The sequence below is a fragment of the Paenirhodobacter huangdaonensis genome (assembly GCF_004022465.1).
Taxonomy (GTDB): domain Bacteria; phylum Pseudomonadota; class Alphaproteobacteria; order Rhodobacterales; family Rhodobacteraceae; genus Rhodobacter; species Rhodobacter huangdaonensis.
This window is the reverse complement of sequence record NZ_SAVA01000001.1, coordinates 34836-56412: the sequence shown is the minus strand read 5'-3', so window position 1 is coordinate 56412 and position 21577 is coordinate 34836. Positions and strand designations below refer to the sequence as shown.

The 21577-nt window shown below is 68.5% G+C and carries 19 protein-coding genes; 3 read left to right on the top strand and 16 right to left on the bottom strand.

Going from position 1 to position 21577, the window contains the following annotated elements; all coding sequences use genetic code 11:
* Nucleotides 1–72: 72 nt before the first annotated feature.
* Complete coding sequence (gene arsB, locus EOW66_RS00255) at nucleotides 73–1092, bottom strand: ACR3 family arsenite efflux transporter (RefSeq protein ID WP_128154004.1); 1020 nt, start codon at nucleotides 1090–1092, stop codon at nucleotides 73–75.
* Complete coding sequence (locus EOW66_RS00250) at nucleotides 1089–1433, bottom strand: ArsR/SmtB family transcription factor (RefSeq protein ID WP_128154003.1); 345 nt, start codon at nucleotides 1431–1433, stop codon at nucleotides 1089–1091. Before EOW66_RS00250 ends, arsB begins: the two co-directional genes overlap by 4 nt.
* Nucleotides 1434–1677: 244 nt before the next feature.
* Between EOW66_RS00250 and EOW66_RS00245 the strand changes: the two genes are divergently transcribed.
* Nucleotides 1678–2010, top strand: a complete 333-nt coding sequence (locus EOW66_RS00245) for a hypothetical protein (protein ID WP_128154002.1) — start codon at nucleotides 1678–1680, stop codon at nucleotides 2008–2010.
* Nucleotides 2011–2047: 37 nt separating this feature from the next.
* Here the strand turns inward: EOW66_RS00245 and EOW66_RS00240 are convergent, their stop codons facing one another.
* The 13 genes from EOW66_RS00240 to EOW66_RS00180 form a co-directional block, all read right to left on the bottom strand.
* Nucleotides 2048–2953 (bottom strand): hypothetical protein, encoded by a 906-nt coding sequence (locus EOW66_RS00240; protein ID WP_128154001.1) that lies wholly within the window; start codon nucleotides 2951–2953, stop codon nucleotides 2048–2050.
* 66 nt (nucleotides 2954–3019) lie between these two features.
* Entirely contained in the window at nucleotides 3020–4834 is a 1815-nt protein-coding gene (locus EOW66_RS00235) for an ABC transporter ATP-binding protein (RefSeq protein WP_128154000.1), read from the bottom strand.
* Nucleotides 4831–5790 carry an acetamidase/formamidase family protein gene (locus EOW66_RS00230; RefSeq protein WP_128153999.1) on the bottom strand — a complete coding sequence of 320 codons (960 nt, stop codon included), beginning with the start codon at nucleotides 5788–5790 and terminating at the stop codon, nucleotides 4831–4833. Before EOW66_RS00230 ends, EOW66_RS00235 begins: the two co-directional genes overlap by 4 nt.
* Before the next feature lie 6 nt (nucleotides 5791–5796).
* The gene (locus tag EOW66_RS00225) at nucleotides 5797–7428 is read right to left on the bottom strand and encodes an ABC transporter substrate-binding protein (protein WP_128154730.1); all 1632 of its coding nucleotides are present in this window, start codon (nucleotides 7426–7428) and stop codon (nucleotides 5797–5799) included.
* Nucleotides 7429–7508: 80 nt separating this feature from the next.
* On the bottom strand, nucleotides 7509–8429 hold the full coding sequence (locus EOW66_RS00220) for an ABC transporter permease (protein ID WP_128153998.1): 921 nt from the start codon (nucleotides 8427–8429) through the stop codon (nucleotides 7509–7511).
* Nucleotides 8429–9316, bottom strand: a complete 888-nt coding sequence (locus EOW66_RS00215) for an ABC transporter permease (protein WP_128153997.1) — start codon at nucleotides 9314–9316, stop codon at nucleotides 8429–8431. Before EOW66_RS00215 ends, EOW66_RS00220 begins: the two co-directional genes overlap by 1 nt.
* Nucleotides 9294–9902 (bottom strand): ANTAR domain-containing response regulator, encoded by a 609-nt coding sequence (locus tag EOW66_RS00210; protein ID WP_128153996.1) that lies wholly within the window; start codon nucleotides 9900–9902, stop codon nucleotides 9294–9296. The genes EOW66_RS00215 and EOW66_RS00210 overlap by 23 nt, the downstream gene beginning before the upstream one ends.
* Nucleotides 9902–11002, bottom strand: a complete 1101-nt coding sequence (locus tag EOW66_RS00205; RefSeq protein WP_128153995.1) for a transporter substrate-binding protein — start codon at nucleotides 11000–11002, stop codon at nucleotides 9902–9904. The genes EOW66_RS00210 and EOW66_RS00205 overlap by 1 nt, the downstream gene beginning before the upstream one ends.
* A 318-nt stretch (nucleotides 11003–11320) precedes the next feature.
* Complete coding sequence (locus EOW66_RS00200; RefSeq protein WP_128153994.1) at nucleotides 11321–12778, bottom strand: leucyl aminopeptidase family protein; 1458 nt, start codon at nucleotides 12776–12778, stop codon at nucleotides 11321–11323.
* Nucleotides 12779–12833: 55 nt separating this feature from the next.
* Nucleotides 12834–14672 (bottom strand): ABC transporter ATP-binding protein, encoded by a 1839-nt coding sequence (locus EOW66_RS00195; RefSeq protein ID WP_128153993.1) that lies wholly within the window; start codon nucleotides 14670–14672, stop codon nucleotides 12834–12836.
* Between the two features lie 20 nt (nucleotides 14673–14692).
* A complete protein-coding gene (locus tag EOW66_RS00190; protein WP_128153992.1) occupies nucleotides 14693–15664 on the bottom strand; it encodes an ABC transporter permease in 972 nt (323 codons plus the stop codon).
* Nucleotides 15664–16707 carry an ABC transporter permease gene (locus EOW66_RS00185; protein WP_239017450.1) on the bottom strand — a complete coding sequence of 348 codons (1044 nt, stop codon included), beginning with the start codon at nucleotides 16705–16707 and terminating at the stop codon, nucleotides 15664–15666. Before EOW66_RS00185 ends, EOW66_RS00190 begins: the two co-directional genes overlap by 1 nt.
* Before the next feature lie 25 nt (nucleotides 16708–16732).
* On the bottom strand, nucleotides 16733–18415 hold the full coding sequence (locus EOW66_RS00180; RefSeq protein WP_128153991.1) for an ABC transporter substrate-binding protein: 1683 nt from the start codon (nucleotides 18413–18415) through the stop codon (nucleotides 16733–16735).
* Nucleotides 18416–18692: 277 nt separating this feature from the next.
* Here EOW66_RS00180 and EOW66_RS00175 point away from each other — a divergent pair, with 277 nt between their 5' ends.
* Complete coding sequence (locus EOW66_RS00175; RefSeq protein WP_128153990.1) at nucleotides 18693–19454, top strand: helix-turn-helix transcriptional regulator; 762 nt, start codon at nucleotides 18693–18695, stop codon at nucleotides 19452–19454.
* 76 nt (nucleotides 19455–19530) lie between these two features.
* Nucleotides 19531–20460 carry a proline iminopeptidase-family hydrolase gene (locus EOW66_RS00170; protein ID WP_128153989.1) on the top strand — a complete coding sequence of 310 codons (930 nt, stop codon included), beginning with the start codon at nucleotides 19531–19533 and terminating at the stop codon, nucleotides 20458–20460.
* Nucleotides 20461–20528: 68 nt separating this feature from the next.
* Here the strand turns inward: EOW66_RS00170 and EOW66_RS00165 are convergent, their stop codons facing one another.
* Nucleotides 20529–21566 carry a zinc-dependent alcohol dehydrogenase family protein gene (locus tag EOW66_RS00165; protein WP_128153988.1) on the bottom strand — a complete coding sequence of 346 codons (1038 nt, stop codon included), beginning with the start codon at nucleotides 21564–21566 and terminating at the stop codon, nucleotides 20529–20531.
* Nucleotides 21567–21577: the final 11 nt, after the last annotated feature.

Genomic DNA, 21577 nt, shown 5'->3' with positions numbered 1-21577 from the left:
GGATCCTCCGGCCGTCTTTTCCGGCCGGAGGGGAGGGCGGGGCGGCGCCTTGCGGGGGCCGGATGCGGGCACTCATGCCGGGAACCGGTCCCGGGTGCGATTGGCGATGGCGACAAGCGACAGCATCACCGGCACCTCGACCAGCACGCCGACCACGGTTGCCAGCGCCGCGCCGGAGTTCAGGCCGAACAGGCCGATGGCGACGGCGACCGCCAGCTCGAAGAAGTTCGAGGTGCCGATCAGCGCACAGGGCGCCGCCACCCGGTGCGGCAGCTTCCAGGCCCAGGCCCAGACATAGCCAAGCGCGAAGATGCCATAGGATTGCAGCACGATCGGGGTGGCGATCAGCGCGATCAGCAGGGGTTGCGACACGATCACCGGCCCCTGAAAGCCGAACAGCAGCACCACGGTCAGCAGCAGCCCGAGGACGGAGGCGGGCTTGATCCGGGCGGTGAAGGCCGAAACCGCCGCCACACCGCCGCGCGCGATCAGCAGGTGCCGCGTCACGGTGCCGGCGATCAGCGGGATCACGATATAAAGGACGACCGACAGGATCAGCGTCTCCCACGGCACCGCGATCTCGGTCACGCCAAGCAGGAAGGCGACGATCGGTGCGAAGGCCACGACCATGATCAGATCGTTCACCGAGACCTGCACCAGCGTGTAATTCGGGTCCCCCTTCGTCAGCTGCGACCAGACGAAGACCATCGCCGTGCAGGGCGCCGCACCGAGCAGGATCAGCCCGGCGACATATTGGGCCGCCCGGTCGGGCGCGATCAGCGCGGCGAAGAGATGCTCGAAGAACAGCACCGCCAGCGCGGCCATGGTGAAAGGCTTGATCAGCCAGTTCACCACCAGGGTGATAACCAGACCTTTCGGGCGCCGCCCGACATCCTTGAGCGAGCCGAGGTCGATGCCGATCATCATCGGATAGACCATCGCCCAGATCAGCACCGCGACGACGAGGTTCACCGAGGCGTATTCGAGCCCGGCCAGTGCGCCGAACAGGCCGGGCGCGAGGCTGCCCAGCACCAGCCCGGCAAGGATGCACAGGGCGACCCACAGGGTCAGTCCGCGTTCGAAGAGGCTCATGCGATGTCCTTCGCGGCAGGCAGGCAGCAGGCGCCGGCCGGCGACGGCGTCAGGCCGGAAATGAGATCGGTCAGCGGTGCAAGGGCGGCGGGGGTCAGCGCATAGCAGATGCGCGGCCCGTCGATCTCGCCGGAGATCACGCCGGCGGCCTTGAGGATGCGCAGATGTTCGGAAACCGTGGACTGGGCGAGGCCGATCGCCTCGACGATCTCGCCCCCGATGCAGCCCGGCGCCGCCTGCAGCATGCGCAGGATCCGGATCCGCGCCGGATGCGAGAGTGCCTTTGCCAGCACGGCAATCTCCGCGTCCCGGGTCTGCCCGTCGTCGCTCCGGATCTGCATGGCGGCTCCATTATCGTTGATCGTCGATAAGCGAAGATTGCCTAAGACGCAAGCCCCCCTCGCGGGCCCTGGCGAAGCCGGGGCGTGCGAGGGGGCCGGCCGCCCTGATGGCACGCCGTCGCCGGCTCTGACGGCGGGAAAATTAAACCCAAATATGGGACCGGAAGCGGCTTCTGTTCCGCGTGCCGCTCGGTTAGGGTTCGCCTCGAAGCTTCGCTCCACCATCCCAAAACAGGCTGAAGAAATGAAAAAGTTTAACGCTGCGCTGGTCGCTGCGGCCGTCGCCCTGTGCGTGTCGACCCCGGCGCTCGCCGAGGACCTCGTGTTCACGCTGAAAAACGGCACCCATTCCGTGCTGAACAACTTCTACACTTCCCCGGTGGGCGTCAATGCCTGGGAAGACGACGTCTTCGGCGACCAGGTTCTCGAGCCCGGTGAATCAATGGAGATCACCATCGCCGATGGCCGCTCGGTGTGCGACTACGACATGCGCTTCGAATTCCAGGGCGACGAACTCGACACCACGACCGACACGCAGAACCTGTGCGAGCTGGGCGAGTACACGATCCACGAATGAGGGATGCGCGGGGGGCCTTCGGGCCCTCCGTGGCGTCTCAGCCGATGGCTTCGGTCGCGGCAGAGCCGGTGCCGGCGCAGGCCTCGGCAAAGGCCGAGGAGGCGCAGGCGAACTTGATCGCCTGCCAGCGCCGATAGTCGCGCACGAGCTGCGGCGAGATCCAGCATGCACCGCGGTTGCTGGGCCGCGCCCAGCCGATCAGCCCGGCCTCGCGGGCCTGCGCGAAAAGCCGCGCCGCATGGGTGCGCGAGATCCGGTAGCGGCTCGACAGCACCTTGGGCGAGACGGTGCCGACCCAGATCGGCGCGGTCGCGTCCTCGGCCGGCGGGGGCACGTCCGCGATCAGGTCGTGCAGGATGCTGCTGCCGGAATCGGAACTGACGAATTTCGCGATGCTGGCGGGCGGCCTGTGCCAGTCGCGGCGGGCGGCCAGCTTCCGCGCAAAGCGGGGCTGGGCGGCGTGCAGCAGATCGGGCCGGGCGCGGGAAAGTGCCGCGCGCCCGCCGTCATCGAGCCGGTCAAGCGCGCGCAGGTGGATGTCGAAATAGCGCCGGATCAGCCCTTCGCTCATCTCCGTCGCCTCGACGGCGCGCTGCCGGCCGTCGGCGCGCGCGAGCGGCGTGACGAAGTGATAGCGGCGCATCTCCATCAGGAAGGTGTGCGCGGTGTTGCGGCTGGCGATGCCGCTGTCGCCGATCGCCCGCACCAGATTGGCGGGCGAGATCGGCGGGCGGGCCGGATCGCGCCGGTGCTCGAAATGCAGCGCGATGGTGATCTGGCTCAGCATCCAGCGTTGCAGGTCGGCGACGTAATGGACCTCGCGCGGCAGCGCCAGATGCGTCTCGAGCAGATCATGGGCCGCCGAGGCCAGACAGTCGCGGAAACCGTGCATCCGCACGAGCGTGTCGACCGTATAGCTGCGGGGGGCGGAGGGCAGGGCCATGATGGGCGCAGTTCTGGCAAGTTCCGCCGCCGCCGGCAAGGGCCAGCGCGCGGCGCGGGCGGGGTGTCAGCGCCCGCCCGCGGGGGTGATCTCCGTCTCGGCGACCAGATGTCCGCCCCCGATGTCGCGCAGCCGGTGGCGTTGCGGCGCCGCACCCAGCGGGTAGACCGGGCTTGGCACCTCGCCCGCCAGACGCGGCAGCGGCGGCCGCTCGGCCCCCGGATCGGGCACCGGCACCGCCGCCATCAGCCGCCGGGTATAGGGGTGCTGCGGGGTGCCGAAGATCTGCGCGCGGGTGCCCATCTCGACGATCTGGCCCATGAACATCACCGCCACCCGGTCCGAGATGTTCTCGACCACCGCCATGTCATGGCTGATGAAGAGATAGGCGATGCCGAATTCGCGCTTCAGCGCGGCAAGCAGGTCGAGCACCCGCGCCTGCACCGAGACGTCAAGCGCCGAGACGCTCTCGTCGGCGATGATCAGCTTCGGCTGCAGCGCAAGGGCGCGGGCGATGCAGATCCGCTGGCGCTGACCGCCCGAGAACTCGTGCGGATAGCGGTCGAGCTGATCGCGGGCGAGCCCGACCCGCTCGAAGAGCGTCGCGACATGCGCGCGCCGGGTCTCGGGGGTGCCGATGCCGTGGATGAGGAGTGGTTCGCTCACCAGATCGCCCACCCGCATCCGCGGGTCGAGTGCCGCCATCGGGTCCTGGAACACGATCTGCACGTCGCGACGCAGCGCCTTCATCTCGCGCGGGGACAGACCGCCGAGCCGATGCCCCGCCACCTCGATGCTGCCCTGATGGGGCACGAGCCCGGTCAGCGCCTTGGCGATCGTCGACTTGCCGCAGCCGCTTTCGCCGACGAGCGAGAAGGTCTCGCCGGCGCGGATGTCGAAGCTGACCCCCTCGACCGCATGGACGCGGTGGGTGACGCGCGACAGCAGCCCGCCGCGGATGTCGAAGCGCACGCAGAGATCGCGCAGCCGGGCGACGGGGTCGGCCTCGGTGGCGGGGGCAGGGGCGCCGCTGCCGTCGCCCATCCGCGGCACCGCGGCCAGCAGGTCGCGGGTGTAGGGCTGTTGCGGCGCGGCGAAGATCTGCGCGACCGGGCCGGTCTCGACCACCTGACCCTGTTTCATCACGATCACCCGCTCGGCCATCTCGGCCACCACGCCCATGTCATGGGTGATGAGGATGATTGCGGTGCCCATCTCGCGCTGCAGATCGCGCAGCAGGTCGAGCACCTCGCGCTGCACGGTGACGTCGAGCGCGGTGGTCGGTTCGTCGGCGATCAGCACGTCGGGGCGCAGCGCCAGCGCCATCGCGATCATCACGCGCTGCCGCATACCGCCCGACAGCTCGTGCGGGAACTGGCCGAGCCGGCGCTCGGGCTCGGAGATCCGCACCGCCGTCAGCGCCCCGAGGGCGCGGCGGCGGGCCTCGGCGCGCGAGACCGGCGCATGGGCGCGGATCGCCTCGCAAAGCTGGCGCCCGATCGACAGCACCGGGTTGAGCGAGGTCATCGGCTCCTGGAAGATCATCGCGATGCGGTTGCCGCGAATGGCCCGCATCCGGCCCTCGGGCAGGCGGGTCAGATCCTCGCCGTCAAGGCGGATCGCCCCGGCGCTGACGCGCAGCGCGGGCGGCGGCAGCAGCCCCATGATCGCGAGCGAGGTCAGCGACTTGCCCGAGCCGCTCTCGCCGGCGATGGCGATGGTCTCGCCCGGTGCAAGGGTGAAGCTGAGATCGCGCACCAGCGCCCGCTCGCGCCCCTCGGCCCGGACCGAGATCGTCAGCCCCTCGACCGACAGCACCGGGCGGGGCGGGGCATCCGGGGCGGTCGCCGCCCCGGACCGGAGTTCCGCTGTGGCGCTCATTCGAACACGCTGCGCGGGAAGTAGAAGCTGACCACCCAGTTCGGTATGTCGACGATTTCCGAGATCCGCAGATCGCCACAGGTCGAGACCAGCATGTAGGCGTCGACCGCCGCCATGCCGTGGCGCGCCGTAAGCAGGTCGACCATGCCCGCGACCGCATCGCGCGCCGCGGCCATCAGGTCGGGACCGATGCCGGTGGTGACCTCGTAGCCCGCGGTGTCGAGATGGCGGGTGACCGGGCCGGGCGTGGTGAAGCGGGGGAACTTCAGGCTTTCGCCCTTCACCACGTCGAAGGTCAGCACGGTGTCGATCGGGCTTTCGATCGCGGTGCCGCAGACCTCGCCGTCGCCCTGCGCGGCATGGGTGTCGCCCACCGAGAACAACGCCCCTTCCACCTCGACCGGCAGGTAGAGCGTGGTGCCCGCTGCCAGATCGCGGATGTCGAGGTTGCCGCCGACCCGGCGCGGCGGCACGATCGACTGCGGGCCCGGTGCGGCGGGGGCGACGCCGATGGTGCCGCAGAAGGGCTTCAGCGGCACCTTGCCGTGGCGGCCCCAGAGCGCCTGACCGGGCGCGGCGGCGTCATATTTCCAGATGTTCAGTGCCGGTTCGGTGAACTGGTCGGCGAGCAGGCCGAAGCCCGGGATGTTTGCCGTCCAGCCCCATGCGGTGCCCTCCTGCTCGCGCGGGGCGAAGCTGTCGATCGTCACCTTCAGCACGTCGCCGGGCATCGCCCCGTCGATATAGACGGGGCCGGAGACCGGGTTGATCTTGCCGAAATCGAGGGTCTTCACGCCCTCGACGGTCGAGGACGGTCCCAGCTGGCCCGCCGAGGCGTCGAGGCAGTGGAAGAGGATGGTCGCGCCCGGCGCCACCGTCTCGACCGGGACAAGCGAATTGTCCCAGCCGAAATGGTGCTGCGCGCCGTGGATCGTGTAGCCGCAGGCTTTGCACATATGCGTTCACTCCGTCACATAGACATAATCATAGTTCACCGGGATCGAGACCGGATCGACGTAAAGGTCATCGCTGCCGCCCATGCGCGCCGACTTCATCGTGTAGCGGTTCTCGTTGAACACCGGCACCCAGGGGGCGTCCTGCATGATCTTCATGTAGACGTCCGACCACAGCGCCAGCCGCTCGTCCTGCTTCGCCGGATCGACGATGGAATCGGCCTTGGCCGCCTCGGCATCGAGATCCTTGTTGCAGTACCACGACCAGTTCCAGCCGCCCTCGACCGCGCCGGCACAGCCGAGGATCGGGCCGTAGAAGTTCGACGGATCGGGGAAGTCGGCGATCCAGGCCATGCCGCCCGACCAGATCATCGGCGCGGTCTTCGGCGTGCCGCCGGCCTCGATCACATTCGCCTGGGCCAGCGCCTTGATCTCGGCCTTGACCCCAATCGCCGCCAGATCCTGCTGGATCGCCTGCGCGATGCGCGGGTTCGGGTCGGTGTTCATCACGTAAAGCTGGGTCTGGAAGCCGTCGGGATAGCCCGCCTCGGCGAGCATCGCCTTGGCCTTCGCCGGATCGAAGGCATAGCCCGCGTAATCCTTGGTATAGCCCGGCATCGAGGGCGGCAGCGGCTGCGTCGCGGGGGTGGCGCGGCCGTTGATCATCTGCACGATCCGGTCCTTGTTGATCGCCATGTTGATCGCGCGGCGGACCTCGACGTTGTCGAAGGGCTTCATCTCGACGTTCAGCGTGATGTAGCCGGTCTGCAGCTGGCCGCCGACGACGACCTGCTTCTTCTCGTCGGGGTTGTTCATCACCTCGGTGAACTTCGCCGGCGGGATGCCGTCGCCGGGGATGTCGACCTCGCCCTTCTGCAGGCGCAGCAGCGCCACGATCGGCTCCTGACCGACCTCGAAGGTCACGCTGTCGAGATAGGGCAGGCCGGCGCGCCAGTAGTCGGCGTTCTTCGTCAGCAGCAGCTTCTGCCCGATCGTCCAGTCGCTCAGCTTGAAGGCGCCGGTGCCGACCGGGTGCTTGCCGAAATCGGCGCCCCATTTCTCGACTTCTTCCTTCGGCACGACCGAGGAGAAGTTCAGTGCCATCACATGCAGGAAGGTGGCGTCGGGGCGCGACAGCTCGATCTTCACGGTGGCAGGGTCGACGACGGTCACGCCCGACAGGCTGGTGGCCGAGCCATCGGCCATCGCGTCATAGCCGGCGATCGAGCCGAAGAAGCCCGCGCCGGGCGATTGCGTCGCGGGCGTGGTGACGCGGTCGAGCGAGTATTTCACGTCCTCGGCGGTCATCTCGCGGCCGTTGTGGAACTTCACGCCCTTGCGCAGGTGGAAGGTGTAGGTCTTGCCGTCGGGCGAGATCTCATAGCTTTCGGCAAGCCCCGGGCGCAGCTCGGTGGTGCCCGGCACGTAATCCATCAGCCCGTCGAAGATCGACTTGATCATCGACCAGTTCTGCCAGTCATAGCCGATCGCCGGGTCGAGCGTGGCGACGTCGTCCTTGTAGGTGATGACGATGTTGCCGCCGGGTTTGGCGTTCGGATCGGGGGTATAGTCCTGCGCCGCGGCGAGGCTGGCGAAGGACAGCGACACCGCAAGAGCGCTCGTCGCCAGCAGCGTGTTCATCAGGCTCATCTTCGTCTCCGTCTGTTGGATCGGTGGTGGTCGTGAGTGGGGCCCCGTAAGGCGGGGTCTTCGGGAAAGGCTCAGCGCAGCTTGATGCGCGGGTCGATGAAGGGGGTGACGAGGTCGGCCAGCAGGTTGCCGAGCACGATGGCGCAGGCCGAGACCAGCGTGACGCCCATGATGATCGGGATGTCGACGCGCTGGATCGCCTGCCAGGCGAGCTGGCCGATGCCGGGCCAGCCGAAGACGCTCTCGACGACGACGATGCCCGACATGAAGATGCCGATGTCGATGCCGATCATCGCAATGATCGGCAGGATCGCGTTCGGCATCGCGTGCAGCGCCAGCACCCGGGCCCGGCCGAGCCCCTTGGCGCGGGCGGTGCGGATGTAGTCCGAACGCAAGACCTCGATCATCGACGAGCGCATCATCCGGCTGTACCAGCCCGAGCCCATGATCCCGAGCGTCATTGCCGGCAGCACGAGGTTCGAGGCATGGCCATAGCCGCCGATCGGGAACCAGCCGAGCTTGACCGCGAAGACGTAAAGCAGCAGCAGCCCGACGACGAATTGCGGCGCCGAGACCGCGACGAAGGAGGTGATCATCAGCGACTGGTCGAGCGCGCCGCCGCGGCGCACCGCGGCCAGAACGCCGAGGCTGAGCCCGATCGCCAGCTCGGCGACGATCGCGCCCAGCATCAGCAGCAGCGTCGCCGGCAGCCGCGCCATGATCAGCGCCGCGACCTCGGTCTTCTGCAGATAGCTGCGCCCCATGTCGCCGTGGACCAGCCCGGCAAGGTAGCGGCCGTATTGCACGACGAAGGGCTGATCGAGGCCAAGCTGGCGGCGGATGTTCTCGACCGTCTCGGGCGTGGCCGAGCGCCCGGCGATCTGGCGCACCGGGTCGGCCGGCAGCACGTAGAGCAGCAGGAAGGTGATGAAGGACACGCCAAGCAGGATCAGCGCGGATTGCACGAGGCGGCGGATCAGATAGGCCAGCATCAGTCACGCCCCCGCTGGGTCGGGTCGAGCACGTCACGCAGCGCATCGCCCACAAGGTTGAAGGCCAGCGCGAGCGCGAGGATCGCAGCGCCGGGGATGAAGACAAGCCACGGCGCGGCCTGGAAATAGGTCTGGTTCTCGAAGATGATGTTGCCCCAGCTCGGCGTCGGCGGCTGCACCCCGACGCCGAGATAGCTGAGCGTCGCCTCGAGCAGCACCGTGGTCGAGATCCCGAGCGTGCCCCAGACGATGATCATCGGCACCAGATGCGGCAGGATGTGGCGAAACAGGATCCGCCCGGTGCCGGCGCCGAGCGTGCGCTCGGCCGCGACGAATTCGCGCTCGGCCAGCGCCGAGGTCTCGGTGTAGACGACGCGCGCCGTCTGCACCCAGTTCACCAGCGCGATCACCATCGCCACGATCCACAGCGAGGGGGTGAAGATCGCCGCGAGGCAGATCGCCAGCAAAAGCGCCGGGAAGGCCATCATCAGGTCGGTGAAGCGCATCAGCACGGTGCCGATCCAGCCGCGGAAATAGCCCGCGGTGACGCCGATCAGCGTGCCGATCAGCAGCGCGAGCCCGTTCGCCACCACGCCGATCACCAGCGAGGTGCGCGCCCCGAACAGGATGCGCGAGAACAGGTCGCGGCCGAGCAGGTCGGTGCCGAGCCAGAACTTGTCACCGGGCGGCATCGGCGCGCCCTCGAGCGTGAGCCCGTCGAACATCTGGTCCTCGGGCGCGAAGGGGGCGATCCAGGGGGCAAAGATCGCCCCCGCCGTCACCACCACGATCAGCGCCAGCCCGATCAGGGCAAGCTTGCGCTGCAGCAGCCGGCGCAGTGCGCCTTGCGGCCGCGCGGCGGCCTCAGCCGAGGTCACGTCGGTCATTGCCGTTCTCCTGCCTGTCATGACTGGCCACGACGCGCCGCGCCGCATCCTCGAAATTCACCTGCCAGGCCATCGCCATCTGCCGCAGCTGGTCATAGGCCGCAGCCTCGTCCTTGCCGCGCGCGGCCAGCAGGGTGACGGCGCGCACCACGGTCTGGCGCTCGTCGAGGCGGCGGCGCAAATCGGCGATCTGCGCCGAGAGCGACTGCCGCGCCTCGAAGGCGAGCCGGGCGATCAGCAGCGCCGAATAGGCGCCGCCGTCGCCCACGGGCTTCAGCAGTTGCGCATGCGCCCCCGCCTCGAGCGACCATTCGATCCGGCCCGGCGCCTCCGATCCGATCAGCGCGATCATCGGCATCGGGCTTTCGCCCGGGCGCCAGGGGAATTGCTCGTCAAAGCCCTGATCGACGTCGAAGAACAGGAAATCGGCGGCGATCGCCTCGGCCGGCAGCTCGGGCCAGCATTGCACCACCTCGAGCCCGATCGCGCGCAGCTGGCGTTCGAGCGCCTGCACCGTCGGGTGTGGCCGGTGCAGGATATAGGCGCGTGCGCCGCCGAGGTTCGCGATCCGGACCTTGCGCTTCATCACACCACCTTCAGCCGCGGCGCGGCTGGCAGCACCGCCTCGCGCCCGTGCGAGAGATAGGGGTCGCCCATCCGCGCCTCGAAGCGTTCGCGCAGGACGAAGGCGCCGTTCTCGATCTGCGCGATCAGCACCGGCAGCTCGGTGTGATGGGTCGCCGGGTCGATGCCCTCGGTGCCGCCCGGCGCATGGGCGAGGAGCTGCGCAAGACTTTCCGTCGCGGCCCCCGCGTGCCCGGAGAGCAGCCGCGCCAGCCGGTGCACCGCCGACCAGGCCGCCGCTTCGTGCGAGGAGCCGAAGCTGCGCCGCGCCCCGGGCCAGCCGGTCGCGCCGCGGAAATAGGGGCCGGCGGCGATCAGCCCCTCGGCCGCGGCGGGCTCGATCGCGGCAAGCTCGCATTCGGTGAGGTTGCACGACAGGATCGGGCAGGTCTCGGGGCGGAAATGCGCGATCTCCTCGCCAAGCCGGCGATAGGCGGCGAGGAAGGCGTATTGCGACGGGCCGATCAGGTTGTTCAGGATGAAGGCCGGGCGGGTGGCGCGGATCTCCTCGATCATCCGCCCGACATCGACCGAGCCGAGCGGCAGATAGCGCTCGCCCAGCACCTCGCCGCCAGCGCCCGAGATCACCTCGCGCGCCAGCCGGTTCATCTCCCAGCCCCAGATGTAGTTCGAGCCGGTCAGATAGCCGCGCCGGCCGAGCCGGGCGAAGGCCCAGCCCAGCAGCGGCAACAGGTGCTGGTTCGGGCAGGCATGGGTGTAGACGACATGGTCCGAGGCCTCGAACCCCTCGTAGGGCACCGGATACCACAGCGTGCCGCCCGCCCTCTCGAGCGTCGGGATCACCTCCTTGCGGCTCCACGAGGTGACGCAGCCGATCACATGCCGCGCCGAGCTGTCGCGCAGGATCTCCTCGCACAAGGGGCCGTAGGCGTCGGTATTGCCGCACGGGTCGCGCTCGACCGGGACGAAGTTCAGCGCACGCGCCGGATCGGCGTTGATCTCGGCGATCGCTGTCAGCGCTCCGGTCCGGCAGGCCTCGGAGATCAGCGCGTAGCTGCCCGAGCGGGAATAGAGCAATCCGAGTTCGACCTGTGCCGTCATGTCTGCTGTCGCCTGTGCGATGCCCGAAACGCAAAAACGCCCCGCCGACGAGCCGCGGGAGGCGGTGTCGAAGCGAGGCGCGAATGCCGTTCGGGTGTGTCCGATGTGCCCTGAAGCTGGCATCGGGTGGTCGGGCGAGACAAGTGCAAAATCGGCCGATGGTCTGAATCGACAGGTGCTGCGCTGCGATATCGCGGTTTTTAGCCTGTTTTTTGATCTCTTTACCCCGAAAGTGATCCGAAAACGGGCTGATTCCGGATCTCGTTCGGTGCCGGGGGCGGACCTGTCCGGGGCGCCCGCCCGCGGCGGAGTCGGGGATCAGCCCTCGGCGGGGGCGAGGCCGGCGATCCATTCCTCGAGCAGGCGCACGCCGAAGCCGGTGCCGCCGCGGCGGGCAAGGGGCATCTCCTTCGCCGCAAGCTCCTTGCCGGCGATGTCGAGATGCGCCCAGGGGAAGCCGCCGGTGAACGCGTGCAGGAACGCCGCCGCATGGGGCGCGTCGCCATCGTGCAGGTCCTCGGCATGCTGGCGCAGATCGGCGACCGGCGAGCGCAGCGCCTCCTGATAGGCCGGATCGAGCGGCAGCCGCCAGAACCGCTCGCCCACCGTCTCGCCGGCGCGCAGCAGTGCCTCGGCCAACCCGTCGTCGGTGGCGAAGAGCCCGGCGAAGACATGGCCCAGCCCCTGCATCACCGAATAGGTCAGCGTCGCGAGATCGACGATCACCCGCGGCTCGCTGCGCGCGGCAAGGGCGAGGATGTCGGCAAGAACCATGCGCCCCTCGCAATCGGTGTCATAGACTTCGACGGTCTTGCCGGCGAAGGTGGTGACGATGTCGCCGGGCTTGTAGGACGTGCCCGAGAGCAGGTTCTCGGCGATGCCCAGCACGCCCACGACATGCTCGCGGCTGCCCTGCCGGGCAAGGGCCAGCATCGTGCCCGCGACCGCAGCGGCACCGCTCATGTCGGCACGCATGTCGAACATCTGCGGGCCCGACTTGATCGCCAGCCCGCCGGCGTCGAAGCAGATCCCCTTGCCGACCAGGGCGATCGGCGCGGCGGGGCTGCCCGTCGGGCGATAGCGCAGCACGATCACCTTCGGCGCGCGGGCCGAGCCCGCCCCGACGGCCAGAACCGCGTTCATCCCCATCCGTGCCAGCGCCTCGGCATCGAGCACCTCGATCGCGATGCCGGCGGCGGCGAGCGGGGCGAGGAAATCGGCGAAGCTGTCGGGGTTCAGGTGGCTGGCGGGATAGTTCACCAGATCGCGGGCGAAGCACACGCCCTCGGCCACCGCCTCCATCCGCGAGAGTGCCGCGCCGGGCTCGAGATCGGTGGCAAGCGCTAGGTCGAGCGCGAAGGGGCTCTCGCCCTGCGCGGTCAGCCCGAAGCGGTAGTTCCCCAGCCGGACGCCGTGCACCAGCGCCGCGAGCTGCGCGGCATCCGTGCCGTCGAAGACGAGCGTCGCGGCGCTTTCACCGGCCGCTTCCAGATGGCGGGCAAGCGCGGCGCCGGCGCGCGCGGGGACCAGCGCCCCGGCGCCGGGTGCCCCAAGGCCCAGCACCACGACGCGCGCAGCGTCAGCGCCGGGCAGCGCGAAGAGGTCGAGGCAGGCGCCCTCGGCCGCGGTGAAGCGGGCGGCGGTGAGCGCGCGGGTGATCGCACCGCCCGCCGTGGCGTCGAGGGCCGCGGCGCGCGGCCCAAGGGCGAGCGTCGCATCGAGCGGCAGCACGAGCGTGCGGGTGGCGGTGGCAACAGGGGAAAGGGTGACGGGCATGGGATCAAGACCTCAGGGAAAAACGAAGGGCGGGCGACCGGACTGGCCGCCCGGATCAGTCCTCGCGCACGAAATGGCCGGGGCCGGCCTCGCGGTAGCGCCGTTCGGGCGGCACGAAATCGAGCGGGCGGATCGGGTTCATCAGCTCGGAGGGCGGCTGCGTGCGGCGCAGGTGGCGCCGGGCCGGGTCGGGCACGGCGACTGCCTCGATCAGGCGGCGGGTATAGGGGTGCTGCGGCGTCTCCATCACCGCAGCGCGCGGCCCGATCTCGACGATCTCGCCTTGATACATCACCGCGATGCGGTGGCTGATCCGCTCCACCACCGCGATGTCATGCGAGATGAAGAGGAAGGCGATGCCGGTGCGCTCCTGAATATCAAGCAGCAGGTTCACCACCTGCGCCTTCACCGAGACATCGAGCGCCGAGACGCTTTCATCGGCGATGATCACCCGCGGGTCGAGCATCAGCGCGCGGGCGATGCACAGCCGCTGCCGCTGGCCGCCCGAGAATTCATGCGGGAAGCGTTCGAGCATGGCGGGGCTCAGCCCGACCTGTTCCATCAGCCGTGTGGCCTTGGCGCGGGCCTCGGCAGCGGAGCCCATGCGGTGTTCGAGGAAGGGCTCGACCAGCGCCTCGCCGATCGTCATGCGCGGGTTGAGGCTGGCCAGCGGATCCTGCGGGATCATCTGGATCTCGCGCCGCTGCAGGCGCAGCCGGCCGGGCGGCAGGGTGAAAAGCTCGGTCGCATCGAGCCGCACCGAACCCGTCGAAGTGCCGCCTGCAAGGCGGATGATCGAGCGCCCGGTGGTCGACTTGCCGCAGCCCGACTCGCCCACCAGCGCCAGCGTCTCGGCCGGGTGGATGGCGAAAGAGACGTTCTCGACCGCGTGCACGCGCGCCACCTTGCGCCGCAGCAGCCCGCCGCGCACATCGAAGCGGGTGACGAGGTCGCGCACCTCGAGCAGCGGCGCGCTCAGGTCAGGCTGGCGGGCGAGGGGCAGGCCCGGTGTCGCGGCCCCGCTCGCCGCGTCGATCGCGGGAAAGCGCAGCGGCACCGGTTCGCCCCGCATCGAGCCGAGCGCCGGCACGCTTGCGAGCAGCGCGCGGGTGTAGGGCGCGCGCGGCGCGTGGAACACCTGCGCCGTCGGGCCTTCCTCGACGACATCGCCGCGCAGCATCACCACGGTGCGGTCGGCCATCTCGGCCACCACCCCCATGTCATGCGTGATGAACAGCATCGCCATCCCGTATTCTTCCTGCAACTCCTTGAGAAGCGACAGGATCTCGCCCTGAACCGTGACGTCGAGTGCGGTCGTCGGCTCGTCCGCGATCAGCAGCTTCGGCCGCGAGGCCAGCGCCATCGCGATCATCACCCGCTGCCGCATCCCGCCCGAGAAGGCGTGCGGATAGTCGTCAAGCCGGCGCGCGGCATCGGGGATGCGCACCCGCTCCATCAGCGCGACGGCGGCGCGGTGGGCCTCGGCGCGCGGCATCGGGCGGTGGCAGGTCAGCGCCTCGATCAGCTGGTCGCCGACCGTGTAGATCGGGTGCAGGCTGGTCATCGGCTCCTGAAAGATCATCGCGGCAATGCGGCCGCGCACCCGCGCGACCATCTCGGCTTCGGAGAGCGACAGCACCTCGGCACCGTCGAGCGTGACCTGGCCGGTGATCCGGCTGGTCGCGGGGTCGAGCAGCCGCATCAGCGCGAGCGAGGTGACGCTTTTGCCAGAGCCGGATTCACCCACCAGCGCGACGGTCTCGCCCGCCGCGACGGTCAGCGACAGCCCGTGCACCACCTCGTTCCAGGCGCCGCGTGCGCCCTGAAAGGCGACGCGCAGGTCACGGATCGACAGGATCGGGGAGGGCGCGCCGGGGGCGGGGAGGTCAGGCATGGGGAAGGTCGGTCTTTCGGTCATTTGCGCCGCAGCCTCGGGTCGATCAGGATGCACAGAAGGTCGACGACCGCATTCGCGAGCACGACGAAGAAGGAGGCGTAGAGCACCGCGGCCATGATCATCGGCAGGTCGAGCACCTTCAGCGCCTGATAGGTCAGCCGGCCGACGCCGTTCAGGCCGAAGACCACCTCGGTCAGCACCGCGGCGCCGCCGACGAGCACGCCGAAATCCATGCCGAACATGATGACGACCGGGATGATCGCGGCACGGGTGGCGTGCTTGAGCAGCACCCGGCGCGCCGTCAGCCCCTTGGCGCGGGCGGTGCGGATATAGTCTTCCTGATAGGTCTCGATGATGCCGGTGCGCAGCATCCGGCCGTAAAGCCCGATGTAGAGGAACGAGAGCGTGATCCAGGGGAAGACGAGGGCAAGGAACCAGCGCACCGGGCTTTCACTCAGCGGCACATAGCCAAGCGGCGGCACCCAGGAGAAGGCCCAGGTGTCATGCAGCCGGCTTTGGGTGACAAGGTTCACCATCTCGCCCACCCAGAACACCGGCATGGCGACGGCCATCATCGACACGCCCATCAGGATCTTGTCGGGCAGCCGGTCCTTGAAGGCGGCGGCGATGATCCCGGTGGCGGCGCCAAGCGCCATCCACAGCACCGCGGCTCCTGCCACGAGCGACAGCGTCACCGGGGCGGCGGCGGTCAGCGTCGGCACGATCTTCTGGCCGCGGTTGACGAAGGAGGTCAGATCGCCGGTGACGAACATCTTGCGCATCATCACCCCGTATTGCACCCAGATCGGCCGATCGAGGCCGAAGTCGTGGCGCACGGCGGCGACCGTCTCGGGGGCGGCGTTGCGGCCGGCGATGCGCGCCGCCGGGTCGGCGCCCGGGGTGGCGAAGAAGATCAGGAAGGTGATGACACTGATGCCGAACATCACCACCACCATCCGCGCGAGGCGCGACAGGATCACGGCCAGCATCAGCGCCCCCGCACGGATTTCGGGTCGAGGATGTCGCGCAGCACGTCCCCGAACAGGTTGAGCAGCATCACCGTCACCATGATCGCGATGCCGGGCGCCATCGACACGACCGGGCGCGAGTAGAGCAGCGCCTGACCGTCCTGCAAGATCGTGCCCCAGCTGGCATTCGGCGCCTGCACGCCCACCGACAGGAACGACAGCGAGCTTTCGGTAACGATGTTCAGCGCCATCAGCATCGGCGCAAAGACGATCAGCGTGGTCGCGACATTGGGCAGGATGTGGCGCCACAGGATGCGCGAGGGGCGGATGCCGAGCCCGCGCGCCGCCAGCACGAAGTCGCTGTTGGTGATGGCGATCACCCGGCCGCGCACCGGGCGCGCGACATAGGGCACATAGACCAGCCCGATGATGATGATCGGCACCACGAGGCTCGAGGAACTGATGTGGATCGGCCCGATCTCGAAGGTCTTGCCAAGCATCACGATCGAAAGCGAGATCGCCAGCAGATAGACCGGAAAGGCCCAGATCATGTCGATCAGGTTCGACAGCACGGTATCGACCCTGCCGCCGGCATAGCCCGCGACGATGCCGATCACCGCGGCGCAGACGAGGCACAGCAGCGTCGCCGCCCCGGCGATGATCAGCGAATTCTGCCCGCCATAGAGCAGCCGCGCCGCGACGTCGCGGCCCTGGCTGTCGGCACCGAGGAAGTATTTCGCCCCCCAGGTCGGCCCGATCGGCGTGACACCAAGGCCCAGCCCCTCGGTCGAGCGCTCCATCACCGGGCTGCGCTTGCCGTCGATCATGATCTTGGCACTCAGCCCCGAGCGGAAGGGATCGGTCTGCGCGACATGTTTCGCATAGACCGGCGCCAGCACCGTCGCCAGCACGATGAGCACAAGGCCCAGCCCCGAGAGCACCGCGGTGCGGCTCGAGGCAAGGCCCTGAAGCGCGCGGCGCCAGGGGCCGGCGGGTGGCGGCAGCGCGCCCCCGGCCGGCTCGGCCGGGGGCAGGGAGCCCGTTTCGGTTTCGTCAGTCGTCATCTCGGGCCCTTGTCCTTGCCGCGGCTCACTGCACCCAGGCGTTCGCGATCAGCCAGTGATACTGGTTCGAGAAGGCATAGTTGCCGACCCGGGTGCTGAGCAGGTCGACCTGCTTCGGGGTGAAGAGCGGCAGCGCCGGCGAGGCCTCCATCACCGCGCCGTCGATCTTCGCCCATTCCGCATCGGCCGCCGCCGGATCGGTCGCGCCAAGCGCGATCGCGGCCTTCATCCGGTCGTCGATGCCCTTGTCGCAGAAGCCCGCGATGTTGATCGAGGCATCCGAACCGGGGTGGAACGAGTCACAGCCGAAGAGCACGTTGAGGAAGTTCGAGGCGGCCGGATAGTCGGCATACCACTGGCTGATCGACAGCTGCACCTTGTTGTTGGTGTTCTGGATATAGGTGAACTGGATGTCGCCCGAGATCGTCTGCACCGCGGCCTCGTAGCCCAGGTCGGACAGCACCGACTGCAGATAGGTGCCGATCCCGCGCGAGGCGGCGTTGTCCTCGGTCACGATGGTGACCTTCTCGCCCTTGGTGCCGCTTTCCTCGACCAGCTGCTTCGCCTTGTCCATGTCGGGCGCGCTCCAGCTTTCGCCGGGATCGAGCGTGTATTGGCACTGATCGACATGGCCCGGGAACTCGGGCGGCAGCACCTGACAGACGGGCTGCGCGAGCGCCGGCCCGCCAAAGAGCGAGACGAGCGCATCGCGGTCGATGGCATAGTTCAGCGCCTGGCGCACCCGCACGTCGTTGAAGGGCGCGAGGTTCACGTTCATCGGCGCGTACCACCAGGCCGACAGCGGCGCGAGGTGGATCTGGTCGGGGGCGGCGGTGCTCAGCTCGGCCAGGCGGTCGGCCGGCGGCTGGTCGAACATCCAGTCGGCCTGGCCGTTCAGGATCGCGTTCACCGCGGCTTCCTCGGTGCCGCCGAAGGTATAGTCGATCTCGTCGACATGGCCCTCGGGCTGGGCGTCCTTGCTCCATTCGGTGAAGGCGGGGTTGCGCACGATCACCATTGCGTTGTTCGGATCGTAGCTTTTCACCATGTAGGCGCCGGTGCCCGGGATCGGCGCGTTGCCATTGTCCTTGGCGGTGGTCTCGGCCGGCAGGATCGAGGCATGCGGCGCGCTCAGCTTGAACAGGAATTCGGGATCGGGCGCGACGAGGTTGATCGTCACCGTGCCGGCGGCCTTGTCGGCCACGATGCCACCCGCAAGCGTGCAGTCGGCCGGCGCGGCAAGGCACTGATCGGCGCCGACGATGCCGTTGTAGAAGGTGCCCGCGGTCGGGCCCAGCACCTTGAAGATGCGCTGGAACGAGGCCACCACGTCGTCGGTGGTCATCTCCTTGCCGTTCGAGAACTTCACCCCCTTGCGCAGGGTGAAGGTATAGGTCTTGCCGTCGTTCGACACCTCGGGCAGGGCCGCGGCGAGATCGGCGACGACCTCCTTGCTTTCCGGGCCGCCGACCTTCTTGAAGCCGACAAGGCCGTCATAGAGGAAGGCGTACAGCTGCCAGAACTGCGAGGTGTAGTTCACATGCGGGTCGAGCGTGCCCTGCGAGGACACCGACACCAGCCGGAGCGTGCCGCCGCGGTGCGCGTCCTGGGCCGTGGCGAAGCCGGGCGTGAGCCCGGCAAGCAGGGCGACCGTCGCGACCGTCGCTGCCCAGCGTCCGGGGCGCGCGGGGGTGAGCCTGGAATTCATCGTCAACTCCTTGTTGGATCGTCTTGTCCGGGCAGGGCGGGGAAGGGCCCGGCGCTGCGCGGTGTTTTTTGAGTCGCGGCGGCGGCCGGAGCAGGTCGGATCGCACAAGAAGACTGCTCGAATTTCAGGCCATTCGCCACGGGTCGGCATCGTTTCTCACGTTTCGGGCGCACCGGGCGCTCTGCCTGTCGATATTGTGGCAAGGCTCGGTCCCGCGTAACCTATCAAAAATGATAGTGGTCCGGTCCGGCGACCGGGGCAGTTCAGGGGGACGGCGATGCTGACGGTTGCCTCGCATCTGGTCGGAGGCTTCGGGCCCGGGCTCGGGGCGGAGACGCTCGAGGGCGGGGTTGACCGCTTCTTCGAGGTTGCGCGCGGCTTCGGTGCGGCGGCGCTGATCTATGATTTCACACCCGCGCGGCACGAGGCGGACGGGGCGGTGATGCCGCCCTCGGTGATGGTGGTGCGCAACCTCGACCCGGGGATGATCGATTACTGGTGCGGGCGCGGCTATGCGCGCCACGATCCGGTGCAGGCGGTCGCGGTGAACTCGGTCGCGCCCTTCATCTGGAGCTATGACGCCGAGGCGGGCGAGCTGAGCCAGAGCTATCTGACCAAGCATTCCCGCCCGGTGGTCGAGTTCATCTCGGCGAGCGGTTTCGTCAACGGCATCACCGTGCCGATCCATCTGCCCGATGGCGGCTATGTCACGGTGAACGGACTGTGGAACGGGCCCGGGCAGGCCTTCGGCCGCGTCGCGCTGCAGGTGCTGCCGGGCTTCGCGCTGATGGCGCAGGCGTTCCAGAACGAGATCGGTTCGCCCGGCCGGCGGCTGACCGCCGCCCGCCCGGTGCTGAGCGCGCGCGAGCGCGAATGCCTCGACCATGCCGCGCGCGGGCTTTCGGCCAAGGAGACCTCGCGGCTGATCGAGCGCTCGGTGCCGACGGTGGTGATGCATCTCAACGCCGCGGTGCGCAAGCTTGGTGCGCGCAACCGCAGCCATGCCGTTGCCGAGGCGGTGCGGCGCGGGCTGATCTGACCCCCTCATTTTTGATAGCTGCTCGCCGCCTGCCGCCGCCGATAGAGTTTCGGGGAACCGGCACAGGAGGGCGAAGATGCAGGATCGGACGCAGGCGGAAATCCCGACGCGCGAGGGCTTCATGCCGTTTCGCGCGTGGCAGACCTGGTATCGGGTCACCGGCGATCTCGGAAACGGCAAGCTGCCGCTGGTGATCGCGCATGGCGGGCCGGGCTGCACGCATGACTATGTCGACAGCTTCAAGGAAATCACCGCGCTCGATGGCCGGGCGGTGATCCATTACGACCAGCTCGGCAACGGCAATTCCACCCACTTGCCCGAGAAGGGGCCGGAGTTCTGGACGGTCGATCTGTTCCTCGACGAGCTCGACCAGCTGCTCGACCATCTGGGCATCCGCGACCGCTATGCCTATCTCGGCCAGTCCTGGGGCGGGATGCTGGGGGGCGAACATGCGGTGCGTCGGCCCGCGGGGTTGAAGGCGATCATCTTTGCGAACAGCCTCGCCAGCATGCCGACCTGGGTCGCCGAGGCGAACCGGCTGCGCGCCGAACTGCCGGCCGAGGTGCAGCAGGCGCTCTTGCGCCACGAGGCCGCGGGCACGCTGACCGACCCGGAATATCTGGCTGCCTCGCGCGTCTTCTATCTGCGCCACGTCTGCCGTCTGGACCCCTGGCCGCCCGAGGTGACCCGCACCTTCGACCTGATGGATCTCGACAACACCGTTTACCGTTCGATGAACGGACCGACCGAGTTTCACGTCATCGGCACGATGAAGGACTGGACAATCGAGGACCGGCTGCATCTGGTGAATGTGCCGGCGCTGGTGATCTCGGGCAAATATGACGAGGCGACGCCGCTGGTGACGAAGCCGCTGGTCGAGAATATCCCCGACGCCCGCTGGGTGCTGTTCGAGCACTCGGCCCACATGCCGCATGTCGAGGAAAAGGAGCTGTGCCTGCGCACCGTGTCCGACTTCCTGACCGGGATCGAGGCCGCGGGCCTCTGAGCCGCGCGGCCGCGCAGGATCCGGCCGGGGCATCCCGGCCGGATTTCGCTCAGACGGCGCTCAGGCGCTCAGGCGCTCAGGATCACTTTCATCGCCTTTTCGCGCGCGGCGTTGCCGAACACCTCATAGGCTTTCATCATCTCGTCGAGCGCGAAGCGGTGGGTGATCAGCTTCGCCGGATCGACGCGCGCGTTGCCGAGCGTCTTCAGCAGCATCGGCGTGGTGTTGGTGTTCACCAGCCCCATCGAGATGTTGATGTTCTTGATCCAGAGCTCCTCGATATGCAGCTCGACCGGCTTGCCGTGCACGCCGACGTTGGCGATGTTGCCGCCGGCCGCGACGATCTTCTGGCAGGTGTCGAAGGTCGCCGGCACGCCGACCGCCTCGATCGCCACGTCGACGCCCTTGCCATGGGTCATCTCCATGATCCGGGCCACCACGTCCTCGGCGCCGACCTGGATCGTGTCGGTGGCGCCGAACTGCCGTGCGAGCTCGAGCCGTGCCGGGTCCATGTCGATCATGATGATCCGGCCGGGCGAGAGGAACTGCGAGGTCAGCAGCACCGACATCCCCACCGGCCCGGCGCCGACCACGGCGATGGTGTCGCCGGGTTTCACATGGCCGTATTGCACGCCGATCTCGAAGCCGGTCGGCAGGATGTCGGACAGCATCACCAGCGCCTCCTCGTCGGCGCCTGCCGGGATCGGGTGCAGCGAGTGGTCGGCATGCGGGATGCGCACGTATTCGGCCTGGGTGCCGTCGATCGTATGGCCGAGAATCCAGCCGCCGTCGGCGCAATGGGCATAGAGGCTGCGCTTGCAGTTCGCGCATTTGCCGCAGGAGGTGACACAGGAGATCAACACCGTGTCGCCGGTCTTGAAGTTCACCACCGCGTCGCCGACCTCCTCGACGATGCCGACGCCCTCGTGGCCGAGCGTGCGGCCCGGGGTCACGGTGGGCACGTCGCCTTTCAGGATGTGCAGATCGGTGCCGCAGATCGTGGTCTTGCTGATCTTCACGATCACGTCGGTCGGTTTCTGGATCGTCGGCTTGTCTTTTTCGATCCAGTCCTTCTGGCCGGGACCCTGGAACACCAGTGCTTTCATGTCGGAGCCTC